Consider the following 20,338-nt stretch of genomic DNA (forward strand, 5'->3'; position numbering starts at 1 on the left):
GTCGTACTGGCCGCATTACGCGACGGCGGTCCCCTCGATCTCGACCATCTGGCCGGGGATCGCCAGTCGCGTCACCTCGAGCAGCGTGGTGGCCGGCGCCACCCCGGCGGCGCCCAGTCGCCCCGCCAGCCCGCCGTAGTGCTGGAAGAGCAGATCGACGTCGGTCGTGTAGACGCTGAGCTGCACGAGGTTCGCGAGAGACATGCCGGCCTCGCCGAGCACGGCCTCCAGGTTGTCGACGCTCAGCGCCAACTGCGCCGCCATGTCGCCGTCATGCTGGGGCTTGCCGTCGCCGTTCATCGCGGTCTGCCCCGAGATGTACAGGGTCCGCGTGTGCCCGGAGACGACCTCGCCCTGGTTGAACCCCAACTCCACCGACCACGTCACCGGGTTGACCGCGGTTCGTTCCATCGCCACGTCTGCTCCATTCGATTCATTCGATTCAAGGGGCGTACGTACGTCCATCGGCTCGGCGGACGGCCGGCTCTGACGTCGTGCAGACGAGCCTCGCAACCAATCACGACACCCTTGGTCATGTATTCGGCTACCGTTCCCGCATGCGCGCCGACCGGCTGGTCTCCCTCGTGCTCCTGCTGCGCCAGCGCGGTCGGCTGACCGCGGACACGCTGGCCCGCGAGCTGGAGGTGTCCACGCGCACCGTGCTGCGCGACATCGAGGCGCTGTCCGCGGCCGGCGTCCCGGTCTACGCCGAACGCGGCAGACACGGCGGTTTCGCGCTGCTGCCCGGCTTCCGTACCGAGCTCACCGGACTGAACCACGACGAGGCCCTCGCCTTGCTGGCCGCCGGATCGGGGCGCGGCGAGCAGGTGTTCGGCCTCGGCCCGGCGCTCGCCTCGGCCATGCGGAAGGTGGTCGACGCGCTGCCCGAGAGCCACCAGGCGACCGCGAGCGACGCGGCCCAGCGATTCCTCGTCGAGCCGGAGACCGACCTGCTCTCACGCCGGCTGGTCGGCGACGAGGTGCCCGACGCCGTGATGATCGAGGTCCGGCGCGCGGTGCTCGCCGGACACAAGCTGCGCATCCAGTACGCGGCCACGGGCCAGACGCCACAGTGGCGCACGGTGGACCCGATCGGCCTGGTCACCGTGCGCGACCGGGGCTACCTGCTGGCTACGAGATCCGGCGAGGACCGCACGTACCGGCTGTCGCGGGTGCTGGCCGCCGAGGAGCTCCCCGAGGCGGCGCAGCGGCCGAACCGGGTCGATCTGGACCGGATCTGGCGGGAACGCTCCGCGCAGTTCCTCGGCAGCGACCACTTCACCGTGCTGGCCCGGGTGAACCCGGCGCGGCGGAAGGACCTGCTGGACACCGCGGTGGCCGTCCGCGCGGAGGAACCGGACGAAGACGGCTGGCTGCGGCTGGAGCTGACCTTCCAGGACTCCCGGCACGCCGAATGGGCGCTGTGGCAGCTCAGCACGGAAGCGGAAGCCCTGTCCCCGCAGTCGCTGCGCGCCTCCCTGCGCAACCGCGCCGCCGCGGTGGCCGCCCGCTACGGAGTCTCGCCCTGAGACGGGGTTGCGCATGCGGTGCGCCGGCTCTCGTGAACGGTCGCTAGACCGCCGCCCTCGTCAGCCGGTTCGCGAGCGTCGACATCGTGTACGCGCCGATGCCCATCACGACCTCCAGTGCGTTCTGCCGGGTGTAGCCGTGCGAGAAGAAGGCGGTCAGCTCGTCGTCGGCCACCTCTCCCGCCGTGCGCAGCACCTCCAGCGCGAACTGCCGGATCGCCTCCAGCCGTTCGTCGGTCAGCGGGCGCTGCTCGCGCAGCTCCGCGATCAGCTCATCCGGCGCGCCGAGCGCGCGCAGCTTGCCGGTGTGCATCGCCACGCACACATGGCACTCGTTGCGCGTCGCGACCGTCATGACGACGACCTCGCGGGCGACCGGCTCCAGCGTCGTCTGCTCGAAGGCGGCGCTGAGCCGGAGGAAGCCCTCCAGCAGGTGCGGGGAGGAGGCGAGCTTCGCGACGGCGGGCGGGAGGTGGCCCAGGCGGGCGATGGTCGCCTCCATGGGGCGGCGCGAGGCGGGGGGCGCGGATTCCAGGGTGTGCTCGACGAACACGGCGACTCCTATAATCGACAACATGGTTGACGAAAAGAAAGTAAACCAGGTTGTCGAACCAGGCAACCGCGTTTTCGGCGCGCCCGGCCAGGAACACGGAGGGGAGCCTGGACATCAGCCCGGACACCGGCCCGGACACCAGCCCGGACAGCCTGGATACGAGCCGGGGTACGAGCTCCCCCTGCTGCTGTTCTCCGGCTTCCGCTCGCTGATCGACCGCCTCCACGCCGCGCTCGCCGAGCAGGGCCACCCGGACATCCGCCCCGCCCACGGCTTCGCCATGCAGGCGATCGGCCCCATGGGCGCGACGGCGAGCGAGGTCGGCCGCCGCCTGGGCGTCTCGAAGCAGGCGGCGGGCAAGACGGTCGACCGCCTGGTGACCCTGGGCTACGCCGAGCGCACCGACGACCCGTCCGACGCCCGCCGCAAGCTGGTCCGCCTCACCCCCCACGGCCTGGACGCGCTCACCCGCTCGGCCGCGATCTTCGACGACCTCCGCGCGGACTGGGCCCGCACCCTGGGCGCGGACCGAGTACGCGACATCGAGGAGTCCCTCCGCACGGTGCTCCCCGCGGAGCCCTTCCGCCTCGACGCGGCGGGCTGGCTCGGCGGCGCATGACACGGCCCGGCGGGCTGGCTCGGCGGCGCATGACACAGCCCGGCGGGCTGGCTCGGCGGGCTGGCTCGGCGGGCTGGCTCGGCGGGCTGGCTCGGCGGGCTGGCTCGGCGGCGCATGACACGGCCCGGCGCGCTAGTTCGGCGGCGCATGACACCGCGTCGAGCCCCCCTCGGCACAACGCCAGTGCTCGCCCCGTGACGACGCGAAGCCGCGCCCCGAGGGGGCCTCGCGGCCGACCCCGAGCGCGGCTCAACGACCCGCGTCCGTCTGCTAGATCACCAGGCGAACGCCTCGGGAGACGGCCCCGGCCCCGGGAAGATCTCGTCCAGGGACGCCAGGACGTCCTCGCTCAACTCCAGCTCCAGCGCCCGCATCGCGCTCTCCAGCTGGTCGGGGGTGCGCGGACCGACGATCGGGCCGGTCACCCCGGGCCGGGTCAGCAGCCAGGCCAGCGCCGTCTCGCCGGGCTCGAGACCGTGCTTGTCGAGCAGGTCCTCGTACGCCTGCACCTGCGCCCGGACCGCCGTGCTGGCGAGCGCCTCGGCCGAGCGCCCGGACGCCCGGCGCCTGCCCTCGGTCTCCTTCTTGATCACTCCGCCGAGCAGACCGCCGTGCAGCGGGGACCACGGGATGACGCCGAGGCCGTACTCCTGCGCGGCCGGGATGACCTCCATCTCGGCGCGCCGCTCGGCGAGGTTGTACAGGCACTGCTCGCTGACCAGCCCGAACGTGCCGCGCCGGGCGGCGGTCTCGTTCGCCTGGGCGATCTTGTAGCCGGGGAAGTTCGACGAGCCCACGTAGAGGATCTTGCCCTGCTGGATCAGTACGTCGATGGCCTGCCAGATCTCCTCGAACGGAGTCCGGCGGTCGATGTGGTGGAACTGGTAGACGTCGATGTAGTCCGTCTGGAGCCGCTTGAGGCTGGCGTCGACGGCCCTGCGGATGTTCACCGCCGAGAGCAGGTCGTGGTTGGGCCACGGGTCCCCGTCGCCGGCCATGTTCCCGTAGACCTTGGTGGCCAGCACGGTCTTGTCCCGCCGACCGCCGCCCTGGGCGAACCAGGTGCCGATGATCTCCTCGGTACGGCCCTTGTTCTCCCCCCAGCCGTAGACATTGGCGGTATCGAAGAAGTTCAGCCCCGCGTCCAGCGCGGAGTCCATGATCGTGTGGCTGTCGGCCTCGTTGGTCTGCGGGCCGAAGTTCATGGTGCCGAGTACGAGTCGGCTGACCTTGAGTCCAGTGCGTCCGAGCTGCGTGTACTTCATGCGTACCTACCCAACGCCTTCGAGCGCGCTCGAAGCAAGGGCATTCCATGCACCACGAGTTGGCTCTCCCTCCTCAGCCGAGGGGCCGAGGCGTCCACGCGGCGTGCCGCAGGATGGCTCGGACGGCCACACCGGACGGGGCCAGCCGCAGCACGGCGTTGCGCAGGGAGACGGCCAGCGGGTGGGACAGCTGCTGGCCCATCCGGCCGACCTGGCGGCGGCCCGGGCGACCGCCTGGCTGCGGGGCCGGCGCTCTGCGTCGTAGCGCGTGAGCGCGCGCTCCACAGCGGGCCCGTCGGCAAGGGCGGCGGCCAAGGTCGCCGCGCCCTCCAGCGCCCTGGCCGAGGTTCGGCGTCATGGCGTGGGCCGCGTCGCCCAGAGCTCCGCGAGATCCTCGCCCCTCGGGACAACGCGGCCCGCGCGGCAGTGACGGAGTTCCTCTCGGCCCACGGCACAACGGACGCGGAGAGCCGCACGCTCGCCCTGCTGGCCTGCGTGGACGGCCTCGTCTTCGACCGGCTGACGGGGGACGGGAAAGCGCCCAGGGAGGCGATCCGAGGCCTGGCGGCGACGGCGCTACGGGAGACGGGCGACGGCTGAACGACGGCTGACCTGCGAGGCGCGCAGCTCCCGTTGCCAAGTCGCCTCAGGCGCGGGGAAAGTCGGCCGTGGCGAGGGTGAGGCCGACGGGAGTGTTCGCGAGGTCGAGCTCCCCGCCGAAGGCGACCGTCGTCTCCGTGACGTAGTCGCCGCCTTTGGGCTGCGTGTACACGTGGCACCGCCCCTGGTACGGATCGGCGATGAGGTAGACGGGCACCTCGGCGGAGGCGTAAGCGGTCTTCTTGGGGCCGTAGTCGTTGGCAGCAGTGTCCTTGGAGATGACTTCGGCGATGAACTCCACGTCCTCATAGCGCCAGCGCCCGTCACCGTCCTTCTCGGCCGAGGCCCTCAATTTGGCCACGTCCGGACACAAGCCGTTCAACCGGCCGGGGAAGTCGATGCGCACATCGGAGAACACCCTGACGGACATTCCGAACGTGTCCTCCAAGGCGCGGACGATGCGGCGAATGATCTCCCAATGGACGTCCCGCTGCGGCGACGTGTAGACGGCCCCCCCGACGATCTCGACCCTGTATCCCTCGGGGACGGGCATCCGCTCAAGCGCCTCGAACATTTCGTCCAGGACCTGCTTGTCGCTGTTGTCGGCCATGTCGATCCTGTCGGTCTCTACGACGGTCATCGCGGCGCTCCTCCGCGCTGCCGCGTGATCGCATGCAGCCGCGAAGTACAACGATACGTACGAACGCTTCGGCACGCCCGTGGCAAGGACTCGTCAGGCTTTGGGCGCGGCAGGCGGCGGAGTCAGGCTCGGCTCGATCACCGACCTCGCGTAGATCCGGGTGGTTCCAGGCGGGAGCTCGTGGGCGAAGAGTTCCACGCAGTACGAGAGTGCGCACCCCGACGGCTTGTCCGCGTTCTCAGAGCAGACGCCGGAATGCCGCACGTCCGCCCGCCCGCCGGTCCGACGCGTCCAGTGGGTCTTTTCGACAAGATGACCGGAACCCGGTATCCCGATGCCCATGTCGCGCCGCGATCCGCCGCCGAAGTGCGGGCCGCGTTGCTCGCGGTCAATCGGCCCGGGGGCCGTACGTCGTGCGCGACGCGGGGTGTACCTGGCGCGGAGTGCTGTTCAGGCTGTGAGGGGCCCGCGCTCTAGTCGGTGGTCCGATCGGGTGCCAAGGAGCGACGATGGCGGCGGACGCTGGCTTCCTTGGCGTGTGGGGCGGTGACGGTGCAGTCCTTCGGGACGGCGCGGATGGCGAGGGCGACGCCGCTGGTGATCTGGCAGCGGCGGCCGATGGCGACGCCGGGCCCGATGCTGATGCTGTTGCCGGTCTGGGTGTCGTCGCCGATGACGGCCCCGAACTGGGTTGTTCCGCAGCGGTATAGGCCGGCGCCCGTGCGGATGATGACCTCGCGGTCGGGCTTGCGCATGTCGGTGGGGGCGGTGACGTAGCCGCCAAGGGTGATCCGGTCCATGTCTGTTGGCCCTTCTGATGGGTCCGGCAGCAGGTTTCGGCCGGGATACGCTCGCCGTTCACCTGATGCCGGCTTGAGAGAAGTGGTGATGGATGTGACCCGGCCGCGTGTGGGTGTCGCCGTGCTGACCATGGGCGACCGGATGCCTGAGCTGCTGTCTTTGCTGGAGTCGGTGGCCAAGCAGGACGAGCCCGCAGCCCGGGTTGTCGTCGTCGGCAACGGCGCGGCGCTTGCGGGGCTGCCGGACGGCGTGACCGCGGTGGAGCTGGAGGAGAACCTGGGTGTGTCCGGTGGCCGCAACGTCGCCTGGCGGCGGCTGCGCGAGTTCGGTGACGTGGACGTGCTCGTGGACCTGGACGACGACGGGCTGCTGATCGAAGCGGACGTGTTCCGGCGGATCGCAGACTTGTACGAGGCAGACACCCGTCTCGGAATCGTCAGTTTCCGGATCGCGGACGAGACCGGCGCCACCCAGCGGCGTCACGTGCCCCGCCTGCGGGCCAAGGACCCGATGCGGCGGGGGCTGGTGACCACGTTCCTGGGCGGTGGTCACGCGCTGTCGATGCCGATGCTGGAGCAGACCGGCGGCTGGCCGGACGCGTTCTTCTTCACGCACGAGGAGACCGATTTGGCCTGGCGGGCGATCGATCGGGGCTGGGACGTCCTCTACGAGCCGCAGCTCGTTCTCCAGCACCCGAAGACTTCGCCGGCACGGCACGCTGTCTACTACCGGATGACGGCCCGGAACCGGGCCTGGCTTGCCAAGCGGCATCTGCCCGCTCTTCTCGTGCCGGTCTACCTGGGGGTGTGGGTGGTGCTGACCGTGCTCCGCACGAAGTCCCTGGCGGGACTGCGGGCCTGGTTCGGCGGGTTCGCCGAGGGCATCCGGAGCAGCGGGGGCCCTCGACGTCCCATCATGTGGAGGACGGTGTGGCGGATGTCCCGCCTGGGCAGGCCGCCGGTCGTCTAAGCCGCCGTGGACTCTCGCCGGTCCGACGCGTCCGCAGGCAGGCAGACGGAGCCCGATCTGCTCACTGAGCCCGGCTGCCCCACCGCCCCCAGGTCGTCCGAGATAGTCATACTAAGCAGCCAGTTACGGCGATGCGCAGGGGGATTTCGCCAAGTGGGCCTTTTCGACAAGATGACCGGAACCCGGTATCCCGGTGCCCATGTCGCGCCGCGATCCGCCGCCGAAGTGCGGGCCGCGTTGCTCGCGGTCAATCGGCCCGGGGTGCCGTACGTCGTGCGCGACAGCACCGCGAAAGAGGGCGCCGACCTTGTGGCGGTGTGGCGGGTGGAGGAGTTGAAGCTGACCCTCAAGATACGGATGCGGATCGTCCCGGCGCGGCGCGAGGTGCGGGCCCTCGACGAGCAGTGGGAGGCGAAGAACGGCGAGCGCTCGTACGGCCGGGGGCCGGCGAGGACGGTGAGCCGGCAGTGGACGTACGAGCGGGGTCCCGACGGCCGGCGGCACAAGGTCGAGAGCTTCCGCTTCGACTCGCGGGACATGAAGAACCCCCTGCAAGCCGCCGTCCTCAACGCGGGCTGGACCTGGCGCGGAGTGCTGTTCAAGCTGTGAGGGTCCCGCGCGAGCTCTGAGCGCGCCCGTGCTCTAGACCGTCGCCACCAGCCACTCCTTGCCGTCCACGTCGCCGCCGCTTCGGTCCGGCTCGGCGCACGGCTCGGCGTCCATCGCCAGCAGCGCGCCTGAGCTCTGCGAACGCAGCATCAGCGCGTCACTCGACCAGTCCACCAGCCAGCGGACGTCGTCCGTGTACTTGCTGTCCTCGTCGTCCGCGTGCGCGTACAGGTCGTGGCGGCCGGCGGGGCCGATCATCTGCCGGCTCGCCAGCAGCTTGCCGCTCTTGGCGTGCTTGAGGTGGATGTCGCCGTCGGCGACGCGGACCGCCTGCCAGCGGTCCTCGTCCTCGTACGCGTCCGGTTGCCGTGCCTCCAGGGCCCCACCGCTCATGAGCGCCAGCCGGGAGCCCGAATTCTTGTGGGTGAGCGTGATCGTCCCGGCCAGCTTCGCGTCCTCCAGCTTGCGCAGAACATCCCACTCGTCGGCCTTGGACGCGCCGGGCACGGCCGCCTTGGCCTTCTCGGCGGCGGCCTTGGGAGAGAGACCGGCATCCTTCATGAAGCCGACGGCCATGTCGTACAGGGCTTGGGGGATAGTGAGGACCATGGCCTGATCGCTACCAGCGAGCCCTCCAGCCGATGCGTTCAGCTGGTGCTAGTCACCCGAAGGAACGCGGACCAAGCGGCGGGGGTGAGGGTGAGCGCCCGGATGCTGGTGTCCTTGGAGTCGCGGACGTGTACGGCGTGGGGGCAGGCGGCGACCTCGACGCATTCGCCGCCCTGGCCACTGCTGTACGAGGACTTCGCCCACTCGACCGCGATCTCGACGCATTCGCCCTGCTGATCGCTGCTGTACGAGGACTTCATCCACTCGACGGCGACCTCCACACAGTCGCCGCCCTGGTCGCCGCTGTAGCTGCTCTTGAACCAGTTGAGGTCGCTACTTCTCATAGCTCTCGTGCCACCTGTTCGATGAGTTTGGCTGAGTCTTCCGGGTTGAGGGCCTGTGCCCGCAGAATGCCATACCGTGCGAACACATCGCCTACGTCCGGCTGTTCGCTGAGAAAGTACCGGCCGCCCTGCCCCTCGACGTAGACCAGCTGACTGCGACGCTTGGCCGTCTCCAGCAAGACGAAGGGCCCGCTGAGCCCAGCATGTGTCTGCCGGTCCGCCGGCATGACTTGCAATTCGACATTGCGGAGACGACCGATGTCGAGGATGTGTCGCAGGTTCTCCTTGAGGACCGCCAGCCCGCCGATCGGGCGGGTTAACGTGCTCATCTCCAGGACGAAGCTCATCAGAGCCGTGGGCTTTCGGCGGAACACTTTCTGCCGGGCAAGGCGGGCCACGACTCCCGCCTCAATCTCCTCGGCCTCCAGTGACGGGCGTTCGCAGGCGAAGACCGCCCGCGCATACTCCTCCGTCTGAAGCAGGCCAGGAATCACATGCGTCGCATACATGTGGACACCCGCCGCCTTCGCCTCCTCCTCCACGTAGTCCTCGAACCACGCCGCCACCCCACTCGCCTTCAGCTCCTCCGCCACCTCCAGAAGTGCACCTTGTGCACCCAGCAGCTCGTCCGCCAGCTCCACGAAGTTTCCCCGTGGGCGGCGCTCCCCGCGCTCGATCATCGCCACCTGGGACTTGGAGTACGTCGTGTGCTTGCCCAGCGCCTCCTGCGAGACCTTGGCGCGTTCACGGTGGAAGCGCAGGAGTCTGCCGAACGCCTTTGCCGCCCCAGGACTCCCGTTGTTCCCGATGTTCACTTCCGTCCTCCCCAAGTGCACAACCCATCACAAACTCTCTGTGGTGCTGGTCACACTAGAGCCGGGCCGGAAGGCTGGCCCCATGAATCCGCGCATTTCACTTGACACGGTGCCCAGTTGGATTCCCGCCTCCGGACATGCCCTGCGACATGCGGGGGTTCACTTCGACGCCGTACGCATCGGAGGATTCCTCGGGGAGCAAGTGGCCTACGAGATCATGCAGTTCACGGACTTCCAGGCTGGTCCGATCGTCCGGGAGGCGATCGGCGAGCAGAACATGTACTTCCTGCTGCCGCCGCAGACCGCCGCCGCGCACGCGTGGCCCGCCGGTGCGCGGGCGCTGAGTCGGGACGGGCGCAGCTCGGCGTTCGTGGGGGTGCCCGCGCTCGACGGGTGGACATGGCCGCTGGACTGGAGGTCTCGGCCGACCGAGGAAGTGCCGTTCGTGGAAACGGACTTGTTGTACGACATGGTCGTATATGCGGTACGGTAACCGCGTCCTCACGCTCTGTGCACGTACACATGGAGCGGCCCCCGGCGGTGCGCCAACACCATCCGAGGACCTTCACTACCAGTGGAAAGTGGGTCCACCAGAAATGCTTCGGCATGCTATCGCGCCCCTTCGGCGCTACACCATGGTTGCGAACGACGTCGTACGGCATCCGCGCCTGAACAGCGACGCGAAGATCTTGATCGTCCTCATTCAGGGACTCCCCGACTCCGCTTGCGACAAGCCGCTCAGCGAGCACGCGAGCGACCTCGGCATGAAGCCTCGGGCCTACCAGCGGGCGAAAGAACAGCTGGTCGCATGCGGTTTCCTGCACGAGTGGAAGTGGCAGGGGACGCGCGGGCGTTGGGTCACCGAGCAGCTCGTGTCGAACGTCGCCCTCACGCGCGAGGGCGCGAACGCGGTGAGGGAGGGGGTCCCGCAGCCAACGTCCGATCCCGGGGATCCGCCCGCGCCTCCCACTCCCCCAGCTGCCGAGCCGCCGAGTGTCGGAGGACCGACCGTCGGAGAACCGGAGAGCCCGGAACCCGGCGGCTCTCCTCCGGAGGTTAAAACCAGGGAGAAGAACAACCCCCACCCCCCACCCAGCACCCCCGACGAAACAGACGGACGGGATGGATCGGATGGACCGGGTGAATCGGACAGGCCAGAGGTCGGGGAGACGGAGGTCGCGGAGCCCGAAGTCGCGCAGCCGGAGGTGGTCGAGGCCGAGCGGCTGCTGCTGTCTCTGAGGCACACGCGGCGGGATCTGCTGCTCGGGGTCCGCGAGGCGCGCGCTCTGGCGGACGCGGCGGCGGAGTGGCTGCGGCGCGGGCTGTCGACGGCCGATCTGCGTCAGGCCCTGACGGCGGGCCTTCCTCCGGGCGGGGTCCGCTCGGCGGTGGGCTTCGTACGCCACCGCCTGATCGAGAAACTCCCCGCACCGATCGCGCCGAGCACGCCAGCAGCGTCAGCCGCTGGAGCCGCTCCGACCACGTCAGCCACGTCGGCCACGGCAGCCCCTGGAGCCGTCCCGGCCGGAGGGCTGATCACCTGCAAGGGCCCCGGCGACGAGCACGTCTTCCGCGCCGTGGCCGACGAGACCCACTGCGCTCCCTGCCGCCGCCGTACAGCCGCAGCCGCGCAGACGGCACCCCGCCCGAGATCGATCCCCTGGCGCACCCGCGTCCAGGAAGCCGCCGCCGGTGCGTAGGTCCTACGCTGCCGACGCGGCGAGGGCGGGCAAAGGCGCAGGCGGCAGGCTACTGGCCGACCGCCGCCGCGACGGCGATGATCGCGAACAGCAGCACGAGCACGCCCGCCATGATCTGGTTTCTGGTCTTCGGGTTCACGGAACGAGGTTAACTCGCCCGTTCGAGTGGCCAGGACCCGACCGTCTCGTACCGGGGCTCCTCGCCCTTGATCCCGCTCACCGGCAGGTTGCTGCGGACGAGCGCCAGCTCGGACACCTGCCAGGGCGTGCCCTCGAAGCCCTCCAGCCGCTCGACGTACGGCCGCAGATCCGCGTCGTCGCTGCGGCTGCGGGCAACCGTCAGGTGCGCGTGGTAGCGGCGGTGCTCCTCCATGCTGATCCCCGACCGGCGCGCCGCCGCGTCCGCTCGCTCCGCCAGCAGGCGCATCTCCTCGATCCCGCCGGCCGCCCCCGCCCACAGCACCCGCTGGGAGAACCGGCCGCCCTGGTGGACGCGGAGGGAGAACGGCGGCGTCCGGTGCGCGGCCCGGCGCAGGCGCTCGTGCAGCTCGGGCAGGAGGCTCTCGTCGACCTCGCCCATGAACGCCAGCGTGAAGTGCCAGCCCGCGCGCCCGGTCCAGCGCAGCCCGTCCGCGCCGGGGAGGGACTTCAACCGGTCGACGGCGGCGCCGAGTTCGTCCACGACCGGGGCGGGCGGGAGCACGGCGGCGAAGATTCTCATACGGCGAGTCTTGCGCACCCGATCGGCGGGCCGGAAGCAGCCTGCCGATCACGCACCAGTTCGCAGGCACCAGTTCACGCGAACCATTTCAGGGGCCGCCCAGCGCGCCGCCTCACGCCGCCGTGGTCAGCTGCTCCCTCGGGACGAACTCGAGGTGCTTGCGCCCCCGCCGCAGATCTATTTTCAGGCGCAGCCCGCCCACACGGGCGAGCATCACGCCGACTCCTATCGCCGCCAGCATGGCCACCGCGCCGCCTGCGGCGAAGCCCACGCGCGGGCCGTACGCGTCCGTGATCCAGCCGACGAGCGGCGCGCCCAGCGGGGTGCCGCCCGTGAAGACCATCATGAACAGGCTCATCACCCGGCCCCGCATCAGCGGGTCCGTGGCCATCTGGACGCTGGAGTTCGCGGTGACGTTGACCGTCAGGCCGAACATGCCGATCGGCACCATCAGCGCCGCGAAGATCCAGAACGACGGTGCGAACGCGGTCACGACCTCCAGCAGGCCGAACAGCACGCCCGCCCCCACCAGCACCCGCAGCCGTGAGGTCCCGCGCCGGGCCGCGAGCAGGGCCCCCGCCAGGGAGCCCGCCGCCATCAAGGTGTTGAGCAGGCCGTACGTACCGGCGTCGCCGTGGAAGACGTCGTCGACGAAGGCCGAGAGCCAGATCGGGAAGTTGAATCCGAAGGTGCCGACGAACCCGACGAGGACGATCGGCCAGATCAGCTCGGGCCGCCCCGCGACGTACTTCAGCCCCTCCCGCAGCTGCCCCTTGCCGCGCGGCGCCCGCTCGACCTTGTACAGCTCGCTGTTGCGCATCATCAGCAGACCGGCGATGGGCGCGAGGAAGGACAGTCCGTTGAGGAGGAAGGCGTAGCCGCTGCCGACGGCCGTGATCAGCACACCGGCGACGGCGGGGCCGACCAGCCGCGCGGACTGGAAGTTGGCGGAGTTCAGGCTGACCGCGTTGGCCAGCTGGCCGGGGCCGACCATCTCCGCGACGAAGGACTGGCGCGCCGGGTTGTCGACGACGGTGACGAGGCCGAGCAGGAAGGCCGTGAGGTAGACGTGCCACACCTGGACGTGGCCGCTGAGGGTGAGCGCGGCGAGCGCGAGGCCGGTCAGGGCCATCGCTGCCTGGGTGGCGAGCAGCAGCCGCCGCTTGGGCAGCCGGTCGGCGAGCACGCCGCCGTAGAGCCCGAAGAGCAGCATGGGCAGGAACTGCAGCGCGATGGTGATGCCGACGGCCGAAGCCGAGCCGGTCAGGGTCAGCACCAGCCAGTCCTGGGCGATGCGCTGCATCCAGGTACCGGTGTTGGAGACCACTTGTCCGGTCGCGAAGAGCCGGTAGTTACGGATCTTCAGCGAGCTGAACATGGTTGTAGGGGCGGGTGCGGGTGCGGAGTCTGCTCCGGGTCCCGTACGCAAAAGTGTCGCCTCCCTGGCAATGCGGTGATTAAAGGTGTGCGAGCTTCTCCAGAACGGGAGCGGCAGCGCGGAGCTTGGCCCACTCGTCCTCGTCCAGACCCTCGGCGAGCGTGGCCAGCCAGGCGTTCCGCTTGCGGCGGCTCTCCTCCAGCATGGCTTCCGCCTGCTCGGTCTGGCTGACCACCTTCTGCCGGCGGTCGTCGGGGTGCGGCTCTAGCCGGACCAGCCCCTTGGCCTCGAGCAGTGCCACGATCCGGGTCATGGACGGCGGCTGGACGTGCTCCTTGCGGGCCAGCTCACCGGGGGTGGCGGAGCCGCATCGGGCGAGGGTGCCGAGCACCGACATCTCGGTCGGGCTCAGCGATTCGTCGACGCGCTGATGCTTCAGGCGTCGGCCCAGCCGCATGACGGCCGAGCGGAGCGAGTTCACGGCGGCGACGTCTTCGTCGGCGGCGCCATGGGACAGGTCAGGCATGTTCGTTAGCGTAACTCATTACCCATGCTAAATACCAGTGGGACATGGCCACAGTCGGCGGAGTCACCCATATGAGTGAGCCGCATGCGGAAAGTGACGCGTCGGCCAGTATGGAGCGGCAACCCTGGCTGACATGGGATCGACAGTGCTCAGCCTGCGGATAGACGGTGAGCTGCTCAACCGGCTCCGGCAGCACGCCTCAAAACGCGGAATGAGCGTCCAGGACTATGTGGTCCAGACGCTCATTCGCGACGACTTCGACGAACGCTTCAAGTCGGCGGTCGACGAGACGGAGGAGTTCTACGGCCGTATGTGACGTGCCCCCTGCCCCGTGGGCGAGTACCCCTCTACGGTTCTACGTGAGGCCCAGCGCCGGCATCGCGTAGTAGAAGACGAACACCGCCGAGACGACGTACATCGCCACCGGCACCTCGCGCCCGCGGCCCGCCGCCAGCCGCAGCACGCTGAAGGCGATGAAGCCGATGCCGATGCCGTTGGTGATCGAGTACGTGAACGGCATCATCACCATCGCGAGGAACGCGGGCACCGCGATGGTGAAGTCGCTCCAGTCGATGTCCTTGACGGAGCCCGCCAGGATCAGGAAGCCGACCGCCAGCAGCGCGGGCGTCGCCGCCTGCGAGGGGACCATGGTGGCCAGCGGGGTGAGGAAGAGCGCGACCGAGAAGAGCGCGCCGGTGACGACCGAGGCCAGGCCGGTGCGCGCGCCCTCGCCGACGCCCGCCGTGGACTCCACGAAGCAGGTGTTGGCGGAGGACGAGGTCGCGCCGCCCGCGGCGACCGCGATGCCGTCGACGATCAGGACCTTGTTGATGCCGGGGAAGTCGCCCTTGTCGTCCATCAGCTTCGCCTCGTCGCCGACGCCGAGGATCGTGCCCATGGCGTCGAAGAAGCAGGACAGCAGCACGGTGAAGACGAAGAGGCAGCCGGTCAGATAGCCGACCTTGCCGAAGCCGCCGAACAGGCTGACCTCGCCGACCAGCCCGAAGTCCGGCGAGGCGACCGGGTTGCCCGGCCACTGCGGGGTGGTCAGGCCCCACGCCCCCGCAGGCAGGTCGGCGAGCGCCTGGACGAGGACGGCGACCAGCGTCATCACGACGATGGAGATCAGGATCGCGCCCGGGACCTTGCGGATGATCAGCGCGAGGGTGAGCAGCGTGCCCAGCACGAAGACGAGGACGGGCCAGCCGTTGAGGTGGCCGTCGGCGCCGAGCTGGAGCGGGACGGTGGTGTGGGCGAGGTCCGGGATACGGGTGACGAAGCCCGCGTCGACCAGGCCGATGAGCATGATGAACAGGCCGATGCCGATCGCGATGCCCTTGCGCAGGCCGAGCGGCACGGCGTTCATCACGCGCTCGCGCAGTCCGGTGGCGACCAGCAGCATCACGACGAAGCCGGCGAGGACGACCATGCCCATCGCGTCCGCCCAGCTCATGCGGGGCGCGAGCTGGAGGGCGACGACGGTGTTCACGCCGAGTCCGGCCGCGAGCGCGATCGGGACGTTGCCGATGACGCCCATGAGAAGCGTGGAGAAGGCGGCGGTCAGCACGGTGGCGGTGACCAGCTGGCCGCCGTCGAGCTGGTGTCCGTACATGTCCTTCGCGCTGCCGAGGATGATCGGGTTCAGCACGATGATGTAGGCCATCGCGAAGAAGGTGGCGAAGCCGCCGCGGACCTCGCGGGCGACGGTGGAGCCGCGCTCGGAGATCCTGAAGTAGCGGTCGAGCCGGTGGGCGGCGCCGGGACCGGAGTCACCGGAGTCGGGGCGCGGCGGCTTGGCGTCCGCGGGAGCGGTGGCCGTGGGGGGCATGCGGGACCTCGCGGGGGTTCTTTGGCGGGGATTCTCGGCGGGTTCCTGGCCGGTTCACTGGCTGCTCCAGGACCCTTGGAGGTTCCTACGAACAAAACCGGTCGGACACAAACCGCTTCAGTATGAATGTATAGATGGAAGATCGGTATCTCCGCGCGTAGACGGCGGTGAGCAGCGGGCGGCGGTGGGCGGGCGGGGGGCTGGCCATGGCCTCGGCACCAGCTGGCGGCGGGCCGACGAGGTGGGGAGAGGGGCCGCCTACACTGGCCGCATGGCGAAATGGACCCCCACGCACGAGGCGCCCGAGCCCCTTGAGGGGCCCGTCGTCGCCACCATCATCGGCGGCACGATCCTGTGGTTCGTCATGTTCCTCGTGCAGGTCCCCTTCTACAGCTGGTTCGACGAGCGCGACCTGACCTGGTGGGTGTGGACCTGCCTGGCGGGCGCGGGGCTCGGGCTGATCGGCATCTGGTACGTGCGGGGGCGGGACGCGGCGATCAAGCGGTCGCTCGCGGAGAAGGCGGAGCAGACGGAGGCGGGGGCCGAGGCCGGGGCGGGTGGCGCGCCGTCGTCGCCGTCGGACTCCGGCGAGGGCAAGTGACCCGGACCGCCTGAGTCCGGACCGCGCCTGAGTCCGGACCGCGCCTGCGTCCAGACCGACCGGACCGCGCCTGCGTCCAGATCGACCGGACCGCCTGAGTGCGGACCGCCTGAGCAGTGCCCTGCGTAGTGCCACGGGACCATTCCCGTCCTACCGAAGTCTGATCTCTCCGCACTCGGCGGGTGAACCGGCCCTTCCCCCCGTACCGTCGAAACCATGACTCAGCGGGCGAGGATCGACGCGAACGGCCCCAAGCCGAGCGGACCCGTCATCGACGCGGGCGCCGAGCTGGACCCCGTACATCCCAGGAAGCCACCGCGCTCCCTCCTGGCCCCGGCGACCGGGCTGACGACGGCGGAGGTGGCCGAGCGGGTCGCGCGGGGCAAGGTCAACGACGTACCGATCCGCTCCTCCCGCTCGACCGCGGACATCGTCCGCGGCAACGTCTTCACCCGCTTCAACGCGATCATCGGCGTGCTCTGGGTGATCATGTTCTTCGTCGCGCCCATCCAGGACAGCCTCTTCGGCTTTGTGATCATCGCCAACACCGGCATCGGCATCGTCCAGGAGCTGCGCGCCAAGAGGACCCTGGACGGCCTCGCGGTCATCGGCGAGGCGAAGCCGACGGTACGGCGGGACGGCAGCTCGGCGGAGATATCCACCTCCGAGATCGTGCTCGGGGACCTCGTCGAACTCGGCCCCGGCGACAAGGTCGTCGTCGACGGCGAGGTGGCGGAGGCCGAGAGCCTGGAGATCGACGAGTCGCTGCTGACCGGCGAGGCGGACCCGGTCGTCAAGCAGCCGGGCGACCCGGTGATGTCGGGGAGCTTCGTGGTCGCGGGCGGCGGCGCGTTCACGGCGACGAAGGTGGGGCGGGAGGCGTACGCGGCGCAGCTCGCGGAGGAGGCGTCGCGCTTCACGCTCGTCCACTCCGAGCTGCGCTCGGGCATCTCGACGATCCTCAAGTACGTGACGTGGATGATGATCCCGACCGCGATCGGGCTCGTCGTCAGCCAGCTCGTGGTCAAGGACGACAACTTCAAGGACTCGGTCGCCAGGACCGTCGGCGGCATCGTGCCGATGATCCCCGAGGGTCTGGTGCTGCTGACGTCGGTGGCCTTCGCGATCGGCGTGATCCGGCTGGGCCGCAAGCAGTGCCTGGTGCAGGAGCTGCCGGCGATCGAGGGCCTGGCCCGGGTCGACGTGGTGTGCCTGGACAAGACGGGCACGCTGACCGAGGGCGGTATGGACGTCACGGAGCTGCGGCCGCTGGGCGGGGCGGACGAGGCGTACGTACGGAGGGTGCTGGGGGCGCTCGGGAAGTCGGATCCGCGGCCAAACGCGTCGCTTCAGGCGATCATCGACGCGTATCCGGACGGGGTGGATGCGGACGGGGTGGATGCGGGCGGCGTGGATGCGGACGGCGTGGGCTGGCGGTGCACGCAGGCGCTGCCTTTTTCCTCGGCGCGGAAGTACAGCGGGGCGGAGTTCAGCGAGGGGAACGGGGACCGTTCGGCGTGGCTGCTGGGCGCGCCGGACGTGCTGCTGCCGGCGGACGACCCGACGCTGCACGAGATCGAGCACCTCAACGAGCAGGGGCTGCGGGTGCTGCTGCTGGTTAGGGCGGCGGGCGAGCTGGACTCGCCGACGGTCGCCCAGGGGGCGAAGGCGACGGCGCTGGTGGTGCTGGAGCAGCGGCTGCGGCCGGACGCGGCGGACACCCTGCGGTACTTCGACGACCAGGACGTCCACGCGAAGGTGATCTCCGGCGACAACGCGGTGTCGGTGAGCGCGGTGGCCGGGAAGCTGGGGCTGCCGGGGGCGGCGAACACGGTGGACGCCCGCCGGCTGCCGACGGACCAGGCGGAGATGGCGGAGGCGCTGGACGCGAACGCGGTCTTCGGCCGGGTGACTCCGCAGCAGAAGCGGGACATGGTCGGGGCGCTCCAGTCGCGCGGGCACACGGTGGCGATGACGGGCGACGGCGTCAACGACGTACTGGCGCTCAAGGACGCGGACATCGGCGTCTCGATGGGGTCCGGCTCGGAGGCGACGCGGGCGGTCGCCCAGATCGTGCTGCTGAACAACAGCTTCGCGACGCTGCCTTCGGTGGTGGCCGAGGGCCGACGGGTGATCGGCAACATCACGCGGGTGGCGACGCTGTTCCTGACGAAGACGGTGTACTCGGTACTGCTGGCGGTGCTGGTGGTGTGCAGCCAGGTCGAGTACCCGTTCCTGCCGAGACACTTGACGCTGCTGTCGACGCTGACGATCGGCGTGCCGGCGTTCTTCCTGGCGCTGGCGCCGAACAAGGAGCGGGCGAAGCCGCACTTCGTACGCCGGGTGATGCGGTACGCGATCCCGGCGGGGGTGATCGCGGCGGCGGCGACGTTCGCGACGTACCTGCTGGCCCGCTCCCACTACAGCGGCCCCGACGCCTTGGAGGCGGAGACGAGCGCGGCGACGCTGACGCTGTTCCTGGTCTCCATGTGGGTCCTGGCGATCATCGCGCGCCCGTACACGTGGTGGCGGGTATGCCTGGTGGCGGCGATGGGCCTGGGCTTCCTGATCGTGCTGATCGTGCCGTGGCTCCAGGACTTCTTCGCCCTGAAGCTGGTGGGCACGACGATGCCCTGGGCGGCGGTCGCCATCGCGGCGACGGGAGCGGCGCTGCTGGAGATGGCGTGGCGCTGGGTGGACAGGCGGTTCCCGGCGTAGCGACGGGCGGGTGGGCGGGTGGGGCGCGGCGTGGCTCCCGGCGCTGGGGACGGGTGGGGCTTGGCGTGGCTCCAGGTCCCGGCGGACAGAGGCGGGTCGCGGCGCGACGAAGGCCCGTGGTCGGGCTCAGCGCGGAGCGCGGTCGTCGGCGGCGATTCTCACGATCGGCCGTTGAGCGTCCGCTCGGCGAGAAGCAGAGCGAGGGGGCCGCCCTGGAGCAGGAACCGCCCCTCGGTGGCGGCCGTGATGGCGTCGCTCAGGCACCACCACATCAGCTTGAACTCTTCTTCCGTGGCTGTGAGCTGCTGGGGACCGCACTCCAGCCCCTCGGCGAGGAACAGGTGGACGCGGGCGGTGGCGTTCAGAGTCATCGCGTATGAGCCAAGAGGCTGCCAGTGATCCGCGGCGACTCCAGCCTCCTCACGCAGCTCCCGGCGGGCGCACTCTTCAGGGGTTTCGCCGTCTTCTCGGCGGCCTCCTGGCAGGAACAAGTACTCCCCGCCATGGCGGGGAAACGGCGCGGCCAGCAGCGCGATGTGGCCATGCTCGTCCCGCGCCACCACGACAGCGGCGTCACGCGTCGGCCCACGGTCTTGTGCGTCGTCCATGGGCGGCGAGCGTAGCGACCGTCAGACGCGCATGATGGCGAACGGCACGTTCATCACTGTGGGATGGACGATCCCACGCCCGTGGTATCCGTCCTCGCCGAAGGCGTCGCCATGGTCGGACTCATTTCGTTCTCAGCTCGCGGCCTTCCGGCTCGGTTCTTCGCGATGTTTCGTGTCTTCTTCCTGTTGCCTGACTCGGCGAGCAGGGCGAGTACCGCCGGCGACGTCGACACCCCGGCGAGGAGGCGCTGCATCCAGTCCGTGACCTCCGCCAACTCGGCCGGTGTCGGCGCGTGACCGTCCTCGACGGACAGGTAGAACAGCCAGTCGTGGACGCGGCGGCGGATGAAAGCGCGGAACCCCTCCGTCTTGAGCTGGTCGATCTCCGGCAGCAGTTCGGCCGACCACTGCCGGAACTCTTCACGACCGGTCGCCTTCATCGCGATCGTGTCCACGAGAGCGACCACCGCCGTCTTGGACGCCATCTCGTTGGGGTCGCGCAGGATCGTGGCCACGATCGCGCGGTCTCGGTCGCGACTCCGCGAGGAAGCAGTCGCCGAGACGACGTCTCGGTACGCGGACGACCGCACGTGCTCGTCCGCGACGGCGTCGTCGACGTCCACGTCGAGGATGCCGGCCCCTGCCAGCAACTCGGCCACATCGGAATGCAAAGTCATCGCTTCATCCCTTCTCGCAGGGCGAGCCTCGCCGACCGACCGCAGGACAGGCGACCCCGCCCGCACCTGGCAAGTGCAGTGATCGGGCGGGCAGGTGGGACAAGCACCCGCCCGAGGCACGGGCGACCCGGACTCGCCGACCAGCCGCAGCACAGGCAGCCCTGCCCGCACCCGACAGGCAACGGCAAACGGGCGGGCGGGTGGGACAAGCACCGGCCCGAGGCACGG

23 protein-coding genes and 2 pseudogenes are annotated in these 20,338 nt (G+C 69.9%); 10 read left to right on the forward strand and 15 right to left on the reverse strand.

The window, feature by feature from the left end; all coding sequences use genetic code 11:
- Positions 1–15: 15 nt before the first annotated feature.
- Entirely contained in the window at positions 16–411 is a 396-nt protein-coding gene (locus AB0M39_RS25195) for a RidA family protein (RefSeq protein ID WP_365368159.1), read from the reverse strand.
- A 146-nt stretch (positions 412–557) separates the two neighbouring features.
- Here AB0M39_RS25195 and AB0M39_RS25200 point away from each other — a divergent pair, with 146 nt between their 5' ends.
- Positions 558–1,529, forward strand: coding sequence for a WYL domain-containing protein (locus AB0M39_RS25200; protein WP_365368085.1), 972 nt, complete (start codon positions 558–560; stop codon positions 1,527–1,529).
- A gap of 43 nt (positions 1,530–1,572) precedes the next feature.
- Here AB0M39_RS25200 and AB0M39_RS25205 read toward each other — a convergent pair whose 3' ends face one another.
- Positions 1,573–2,106, reverse strand: a complete 534-nt coding sequence (locus AB0M39_RS25205; protein WP_365368088.1) for a carboxymuconolactone decarboxylase family protein — start codon at positions 2,104–2,106, stop codon at positions 1,573–1,575.
- On the opposite strand from AB0M39_RS25205, the gene AB0M39_RS25210 reads away from it, so the two are divergent.
- Positions 2,105–2,701, forward strand: coding sequence for a MarR family winged helix-turn-helix transcriptional regulator (locus AB0M39_RS25210; RefSeq protein WP_365368090.1), 597 nt, complete (start codon positions 2,105–2,107; stop codon positions 2,699–2,701). The genes AB0M39_RS25205 and AB0M39_RS25210 overlap by 2 nt on opposite strands.
- A 275-nt stretch (positions 2,702–2,976) precedes the next feature.
- Here AB0M39_RS25210 and AB0M39_RS25215 read toward each other — a convergent pair whose 3' ends face one another.
- Both AB0M39_RS25215 and AB0M39_RS25220 read right to left on the reverse strand, forming a co-directional pair.
- On the reverse strand, positions 2,977–3,966 hold the full coding sequence (locus AB0M39_RS25215) for an aldo/keto reductase (RefSeq protein ID WP_365368092.1): 990 nt from the start codon (positions 3,964–3,966) through the stop codon (positions 2,977–2,979).
- A gap of 73 nt (positions 3,967–4,039) precedes the next feature.
- Positions 4,040–4,345: pseudogene (locus AB0M39_RS25220) on the reverse strand (FAD-dependent monooxygenase); the annotation flags it as partial.
- Here AB0M39_RS25220 and AB0M39_RS25225 point away from each other — a divergent pair.
- Positions 4,336–4,566, forward strand: a pseudogene (locus AB0M39_RS25225) (TetR family transcriptional regulator C-terminal domain-containing protein); the annotation flags it as partial. The pseudogenes AB0M39_RS25220 and AB0M39_RS25225 sit on opposite strands and share 10 nt — an antisense overlap.
- Positions 4,567–4,612: 46 nt before the next feature.
- On the opposite strand, the gene AB0M39_RS25230 reads toward AB0M39_RS25225, so the two are convergent.
- Positions 4,613–5,206, reverse strand: coding sequence for a Uma2 family endonuclease (locus AB0M39_RS25230; RefSeq protein ID WP_365368094.1), 594 nt, complete (start codon positions 5,204–5,206; stop codon positions 4,613–4,615).
- A gap of 473 nt (positions 5,207–5,679) precedes the next feature.
- The gene (locus AB0M39_RS25235) at positions 5,680–6,006 is read right to left on the reverse strand and encodes a hypothetical protein (protein WP_365368096.1); all 327 of its coding nucleotides are present in this window, start codon (positions 6,004–6,006) and stop codon (positions 5,680–5,682) included.
- A gap of 88 nt (positions 6,007–6,094) precedes the next feature.
- Between AB0M39_RS25235 and AB0M39_RS25240 the strand changes: the two genes are divergently transcribed.
- Both AB0M39_RS25240 and AB0M39_RS25245 read left to right on the forward strand, forming a co-directional pair.
- Positions 6,095–6,976: a glycosyltransferase gene (locus AB0M39_RS25240; protein WP_365368098.1), complete on the forward strand. Its 882-nt coding sequence runs from the start codon at positions 6,095–6,097 to the stop codon at positions 6,974–6,976.
- Positions 6,977–7,129: 153 nt separating this feature from the next.
- Positions 7,130–7,585, forward strand: a complete 456-nt coding sequence (locus tag AB0M39_RS25245; RefSeq protein ID WP_365368100.1) for a hypothetical protein — start codon at positions 7,130–7,132, stop codon at positions 7,583–7,585.
- 33 nt (positions 7,586–7,618) lie between these two features.
- On the opposite strand, the gene AB0M39_RS25250 is transcribed toward AB0M39_RS25245, so the two are convergent.
- The 3 genes from AB0M39_RS25250 to AB0M39_RS25260 are packed head-to-tail and all read right to left on the reverse strand — an operon-like array spanning position 7,619 to position 9,353.
- The gene (locus AB0M39_RS25250; protein WP_365368102.1) at positions 7,619–8,194 is read right to left on the reverse strand and encodes a hypothetical protein; all 576 of its coding nucleotides are present in this window, start codon (positions 8,192–8,194) and stop codon (positions 7,619–7,621) included.
- 38 nt (positions 8,195–8,232) lie between these two features.
- Positions 8,233–8,538 carry a DUF397 domain-containing protein gene (locus AB0M39_RS25255; protein ID WP_365368104.1) on the reverse strand — a complete coding sequence of 102 codons (306 nt, stop codon included), beginning with the start codon at positions 8,536–8,538 and terminating at the stop codon, positions 8,233–8,235.
- Positions 8,535–9,353 (reverse strand): helix-turn-helix transcriptional regulator, encoded by an 819-nt coding sequence (locus AB0M39_RS25260; RefSeq protein WP_365368106.1) that lies wholly within the window; start codon positions 9,351–9,353, stop codon positions 8,535–8,537. Before AB0M39_RS25260 ends, AB0M39_RS25255 begins: the two co-directional genes overlap by 4 nt.
- Positions 9,354–9,435: 82 nt before the next feature.
- Here AB0M39_RS25260 and AB0M39_RS25265 point away from each other — a divergent pair, with 82 nt between their 5' ends.
- Positions 9,436–9,846 (forward strand): hypothetical protein, encoded by a 411-nt coding sequence (locus AB0M39_RS25265; protein ID WP_365368108.1) that lies wholly within the window; start codon positions 9,436–9,438, stop codon positions 9,844–9,846.
- Positions 9,847–9,988: 142 nt separating this feature from the next.
- Positions 9,989–11,053 carry a hypothetical protein gene (locus tag AB0M39_RS25270; protein WP_365368110.1) on the forward strand — a complete coding sequence of 355 codons (1,065 nt, stop codon included), beginning with the start codon at positions 9,989–9,991 and terminating at the stop codon, positions 11,051–11,053.
- Between the two features lie 148 nt (positions 11,054–11,201).
- Here AB0M39_RS25270 and thpR read toward each other — a convergent pair whose 3' ends face one another.
- The 3 genes from thpR to AB0M39_RS25285 all read right to left on the reverse strand — a co-directional run bounded on the left by thpR (position 11,202) and on the right by AB0M39_RS25285 (position 13,678).
- Entirely contained in the window at positions 11,202–11,774 is a 573-nt protein-coding gene (gene thpR / locus AB0M39_RS25275) for an RNA 2',3'-cyclic phosphodiesterase (protein WP_365368112.1), read from the reverse strand.
- Between the two features lie 112 nt (positions 11,775–11,886).
- Positions 11,887–13,203, reverse strand: a complete 1,317-nt coding sequence (locus tag AB0M39_RS25280) for an MFS transporter (RefSeq protein WP_365368114.1) — start codon at positions 13,201–13,203, stop codon at positions 11,887–11,889.
- Between the two features lie 28 nt (positions 13,204–13,231).
- A complete protein-coding gene (locus AB0M39_RS25285) occupies positions 13,232–13,678 on the reverse strand; it encodes a MarR family transcriptional regulator (RefSeq protein ID WP_365368116.1) in 447 nt (148 codons plus the stop codon).
- A gap of 133 nt (positions 13,679–13,811) precedes the next feature.
- On the opposite strand from AB0M39_RS25285, the gene AB0M39_RS25290 reads away from it, so the two are divergent.
- Positions 13,812–13,994 carry a CopG family antitoxin gene (locus AB0M39_RS25290; protein ID WP_365368118.1) on the forward strand — a complete coding sequence of 61 codons (183 nt, stop codon included), beginning with the start codon at positions 13,812–13,814 and terminating at the stop codon, positions 13,992–13,994.
- Between the two features lie 39 nt (positions 13,995–14,033).
- On the opposite strand, the gene AB0M39_RS25295 is transcribed toward AB0M39_RS25290, so the two are convergent.
- Complete coding sequence (locus tag AB0M39_RS25295) at positions 14,034–15,506, reverse strand: NCS2 family permease (protein ID WP_365368119.1); 1,473 nt, start codon at positions 15,504–15,506, stop codon at positions 14,034–14,036.
- Between the two features lie 271 nt (positions 15,507–15,777).
- Here AB0M39_RS25295 and AB0M39_RS25300 point away from each other — a divergent pair, with 271 nt between their 5' ends.
- Positions 15,778–16,107, forward strand: a complete 330-nt coding sequence (locus tag AB0M39_RS25300) for a DUF2530 domain-containing protein (protein WP_365368121.1) — start codon at positions 15,778–15,780, stop codon at positions 16,105–16,107.
- A 216-nt stretch (positions 16,108–16,323) separates the two neighbouring features.
- Positions 16,324–18,825, forward strand: coding sequence for an HAD-IC family P-type ATPase (locus AB0M39_RS25305; protein ID WP_365368123.1), 2,502 nt, complete (start codon positions 16,324–16,326; stop codon positions 18,823–18,825).
- 158 nt (positions 18,826–18,983) lie between these two features.
- Here AB0M39_RS25305 and AB0M39_RS25310 read toward each other — a convergent pair whose 3' ends face one another.
- Both AB0M39_RS25310 and AB0M39_RS25315 read right to left on the reverse strand, forming a co-directional pair.
- A complete protein-coding gene (locus AB0M39_RS25310) occupies positions 18,984–19,433 on the reverse strand; it encodes an NUDIX hydrolase (protein ID WP_365368125.1) in 450 nt (149 codons plus the stop codon).
- Positions 19,434–19,486: 53 nt separating this feature from the next.
- Positions 19,487–20,110: a hypothetical protein gene (locus AB0M39_RS25315; protein ID WP_365368127.1), complete on the reverse strand. Its 624-nt coding sequence runs from the start codon at positions 20,108–20,110 to the stop codon at positions 19,487–19,489.
- Between the last annotated feature and the right edge of the window lie 228 nt (positions 20,111–20,338).

The organism is Streptomyces sp. NPDC051907, assembly GCF_040681075.1.
In the GTDB taxonomy this organism is placed as follows: domain Bacteria; phylum Actinomycetota; class Actinomycetes; order Streptomycetales; family Streptomycetaceae; genus Streptomyces.

What these genes read in the sequence shown, in the direction of transcription:
- AB0M39_RS25195 (WP_365368159.1), bottom strand. Translation starts at nt 411, where the DNA reads ATGGAACGAACCGCGGTCAACCCGGTGACGTGGTCGGTGGAGTTGGGG.
- AB0M39_RS25200 (WP_365368085.1), top strand. Translation starts at nt 558, where the DNA reads ATGCGCGCCGACCGGCTGGTCTCCCTCGTGCTCCTGCTGCGCCAGCGC.
- AB0M39_RS25210 (WP_365368090.1), top strand. Translation starts at nt 2,105, where the DNA reads ATGGTTGACGAAAAGAAAGTAAACCAGGTTGTCGAACCAGGCAACCGC.
- AB0M39_RS25205 (WP_365368088.1), bottom strand. Translation starts at nt 2,106, where the DNA reads ATGTTGTCGATTATAGGAGTCGCCGTGTTCGTCGAGCACACCCTGGAA.
- AB0M39_RS25215 (WP_365368092.1), bottom strand. Translation starts at nt 3,966, where the DNA reads ATGAAGTACACGCAGCTCGGACGCACTGGACTCAAGGTCAGCCGACTC.
- AB0M39_RS25230 (WP_365368094.1), bottom strand. Translation starts at nt 5,206, where the DNA reads ATGACCGTCGTAGAGACCGACAGGATCGACATGGCCGACAACAGCGAC.
- AB0M39_RS25235 (WP_365368096.1), bottom strand. Translation starts at nt 6,006, where the DNA reads ATGGACCGGATCACCCTTGGCGGCTACGTCACCGCCCCCACCGACATG.
- AB0M39_RS25240 (WP_365368098.1), top strand. Translation starts at nt 6,095, where the DNA reads ATGGATGTGACCCGGCCGCGTGTGGGTGTCGCCGTGCTGACCATGGGC.
- AB0M39_RS25250 (WP_365368102.1), bottom strand. Translation starts at nt 8,194, where the DNA reads ATGGTCCTCACTATCCCCCAAGCCCTGTACGACATGGCCGTCGGCTTC.
- AB0M39_RS25255 (WP_365368104.1), bottom strand. Translation starts at nt 8,538, where the DNA reads ATGAGAAGTAGCGACCTCAACTGGTTCAAGAGCAGCTACAGCGGCGAC.
- AB0M39_RS25265 (WP_365368108.1), top strand. Translation starts at nt 9,436, where the DNA reads ATGAATCCGCGCATTTCACTTGACACGGTGCCCAGTTGGATTCCCGCC.
- AB0M39_RS25270 (WP_365368110.1), top strand. Translation starts at nt 9,989, where the DNA reads ATGGTTGCGAACGACGTCGTACGGCATCCGCGCCTGAACAGCGACGCG.
- thpR (WP_365368112.1), bottom strand. Translation starts at nt 11,774, where the DNA reads ATGAGAATCTTCGCCGCCGTGCTCCCGCCCGCCCCGGTCGTGGACGAA.
- AB0M39_RS25285 (WP_365368116.1), bottom strand. Translation starts at nt 13,678, where the DNA reads ATGCCTGACCTGTCCCATGGCGCCGCCGACGAAGACGTCGCCGCCGTG.
- AB0M39_RS25290 (WP_365368118.1), top strand. Translation starts at nt 13,812, where the DNA reads ATGGGATCGACAGTGCTCAGCCTGCGGATAGACGGTGAGCTGCTCAAC.
- AB0M39_RS25295 (WP_365368119.1), bottom strand. Translation starts at nt 15,506, where the DNA reads ATGCCCCCCACGGCCACCGCTCCCGCGGACGCCAAGCCGCCGCGCCCC.
- AB0M39_RS25300 (WP_365368121.1), top strand. Translation starts at nt 15,778, where the DNA reads ATGGCGAAATGGACCCCCACGCACGAGGCGCCCGAGCCCCTTGAGGGG.
- AB0M39_RS25305 (WP_365368123.1), top strand. Translation starts at nt 16,324, where the DNA reads ATGACTCAGCGGGCGAGGATCGACGCGAACGGCCCCAAGCCGAGCGGA.
- AB0M39_RS25310 (WP_365368125.1), bottom strand. Translation starts at nt 19,433, where the DNA reads ATGGACGACGCACAAGACCGTGGGCCGACGCGTGACGCCGCTGTCGTG.
- AB0M39_RS25315 (WP_365368127.1), bottom strand. Translation starts at nt 20,110, where the DNA reads ATGACTTTGCATTCCGATGTGGCCGAGTTGCTGGCAGGGGCCGGCATC.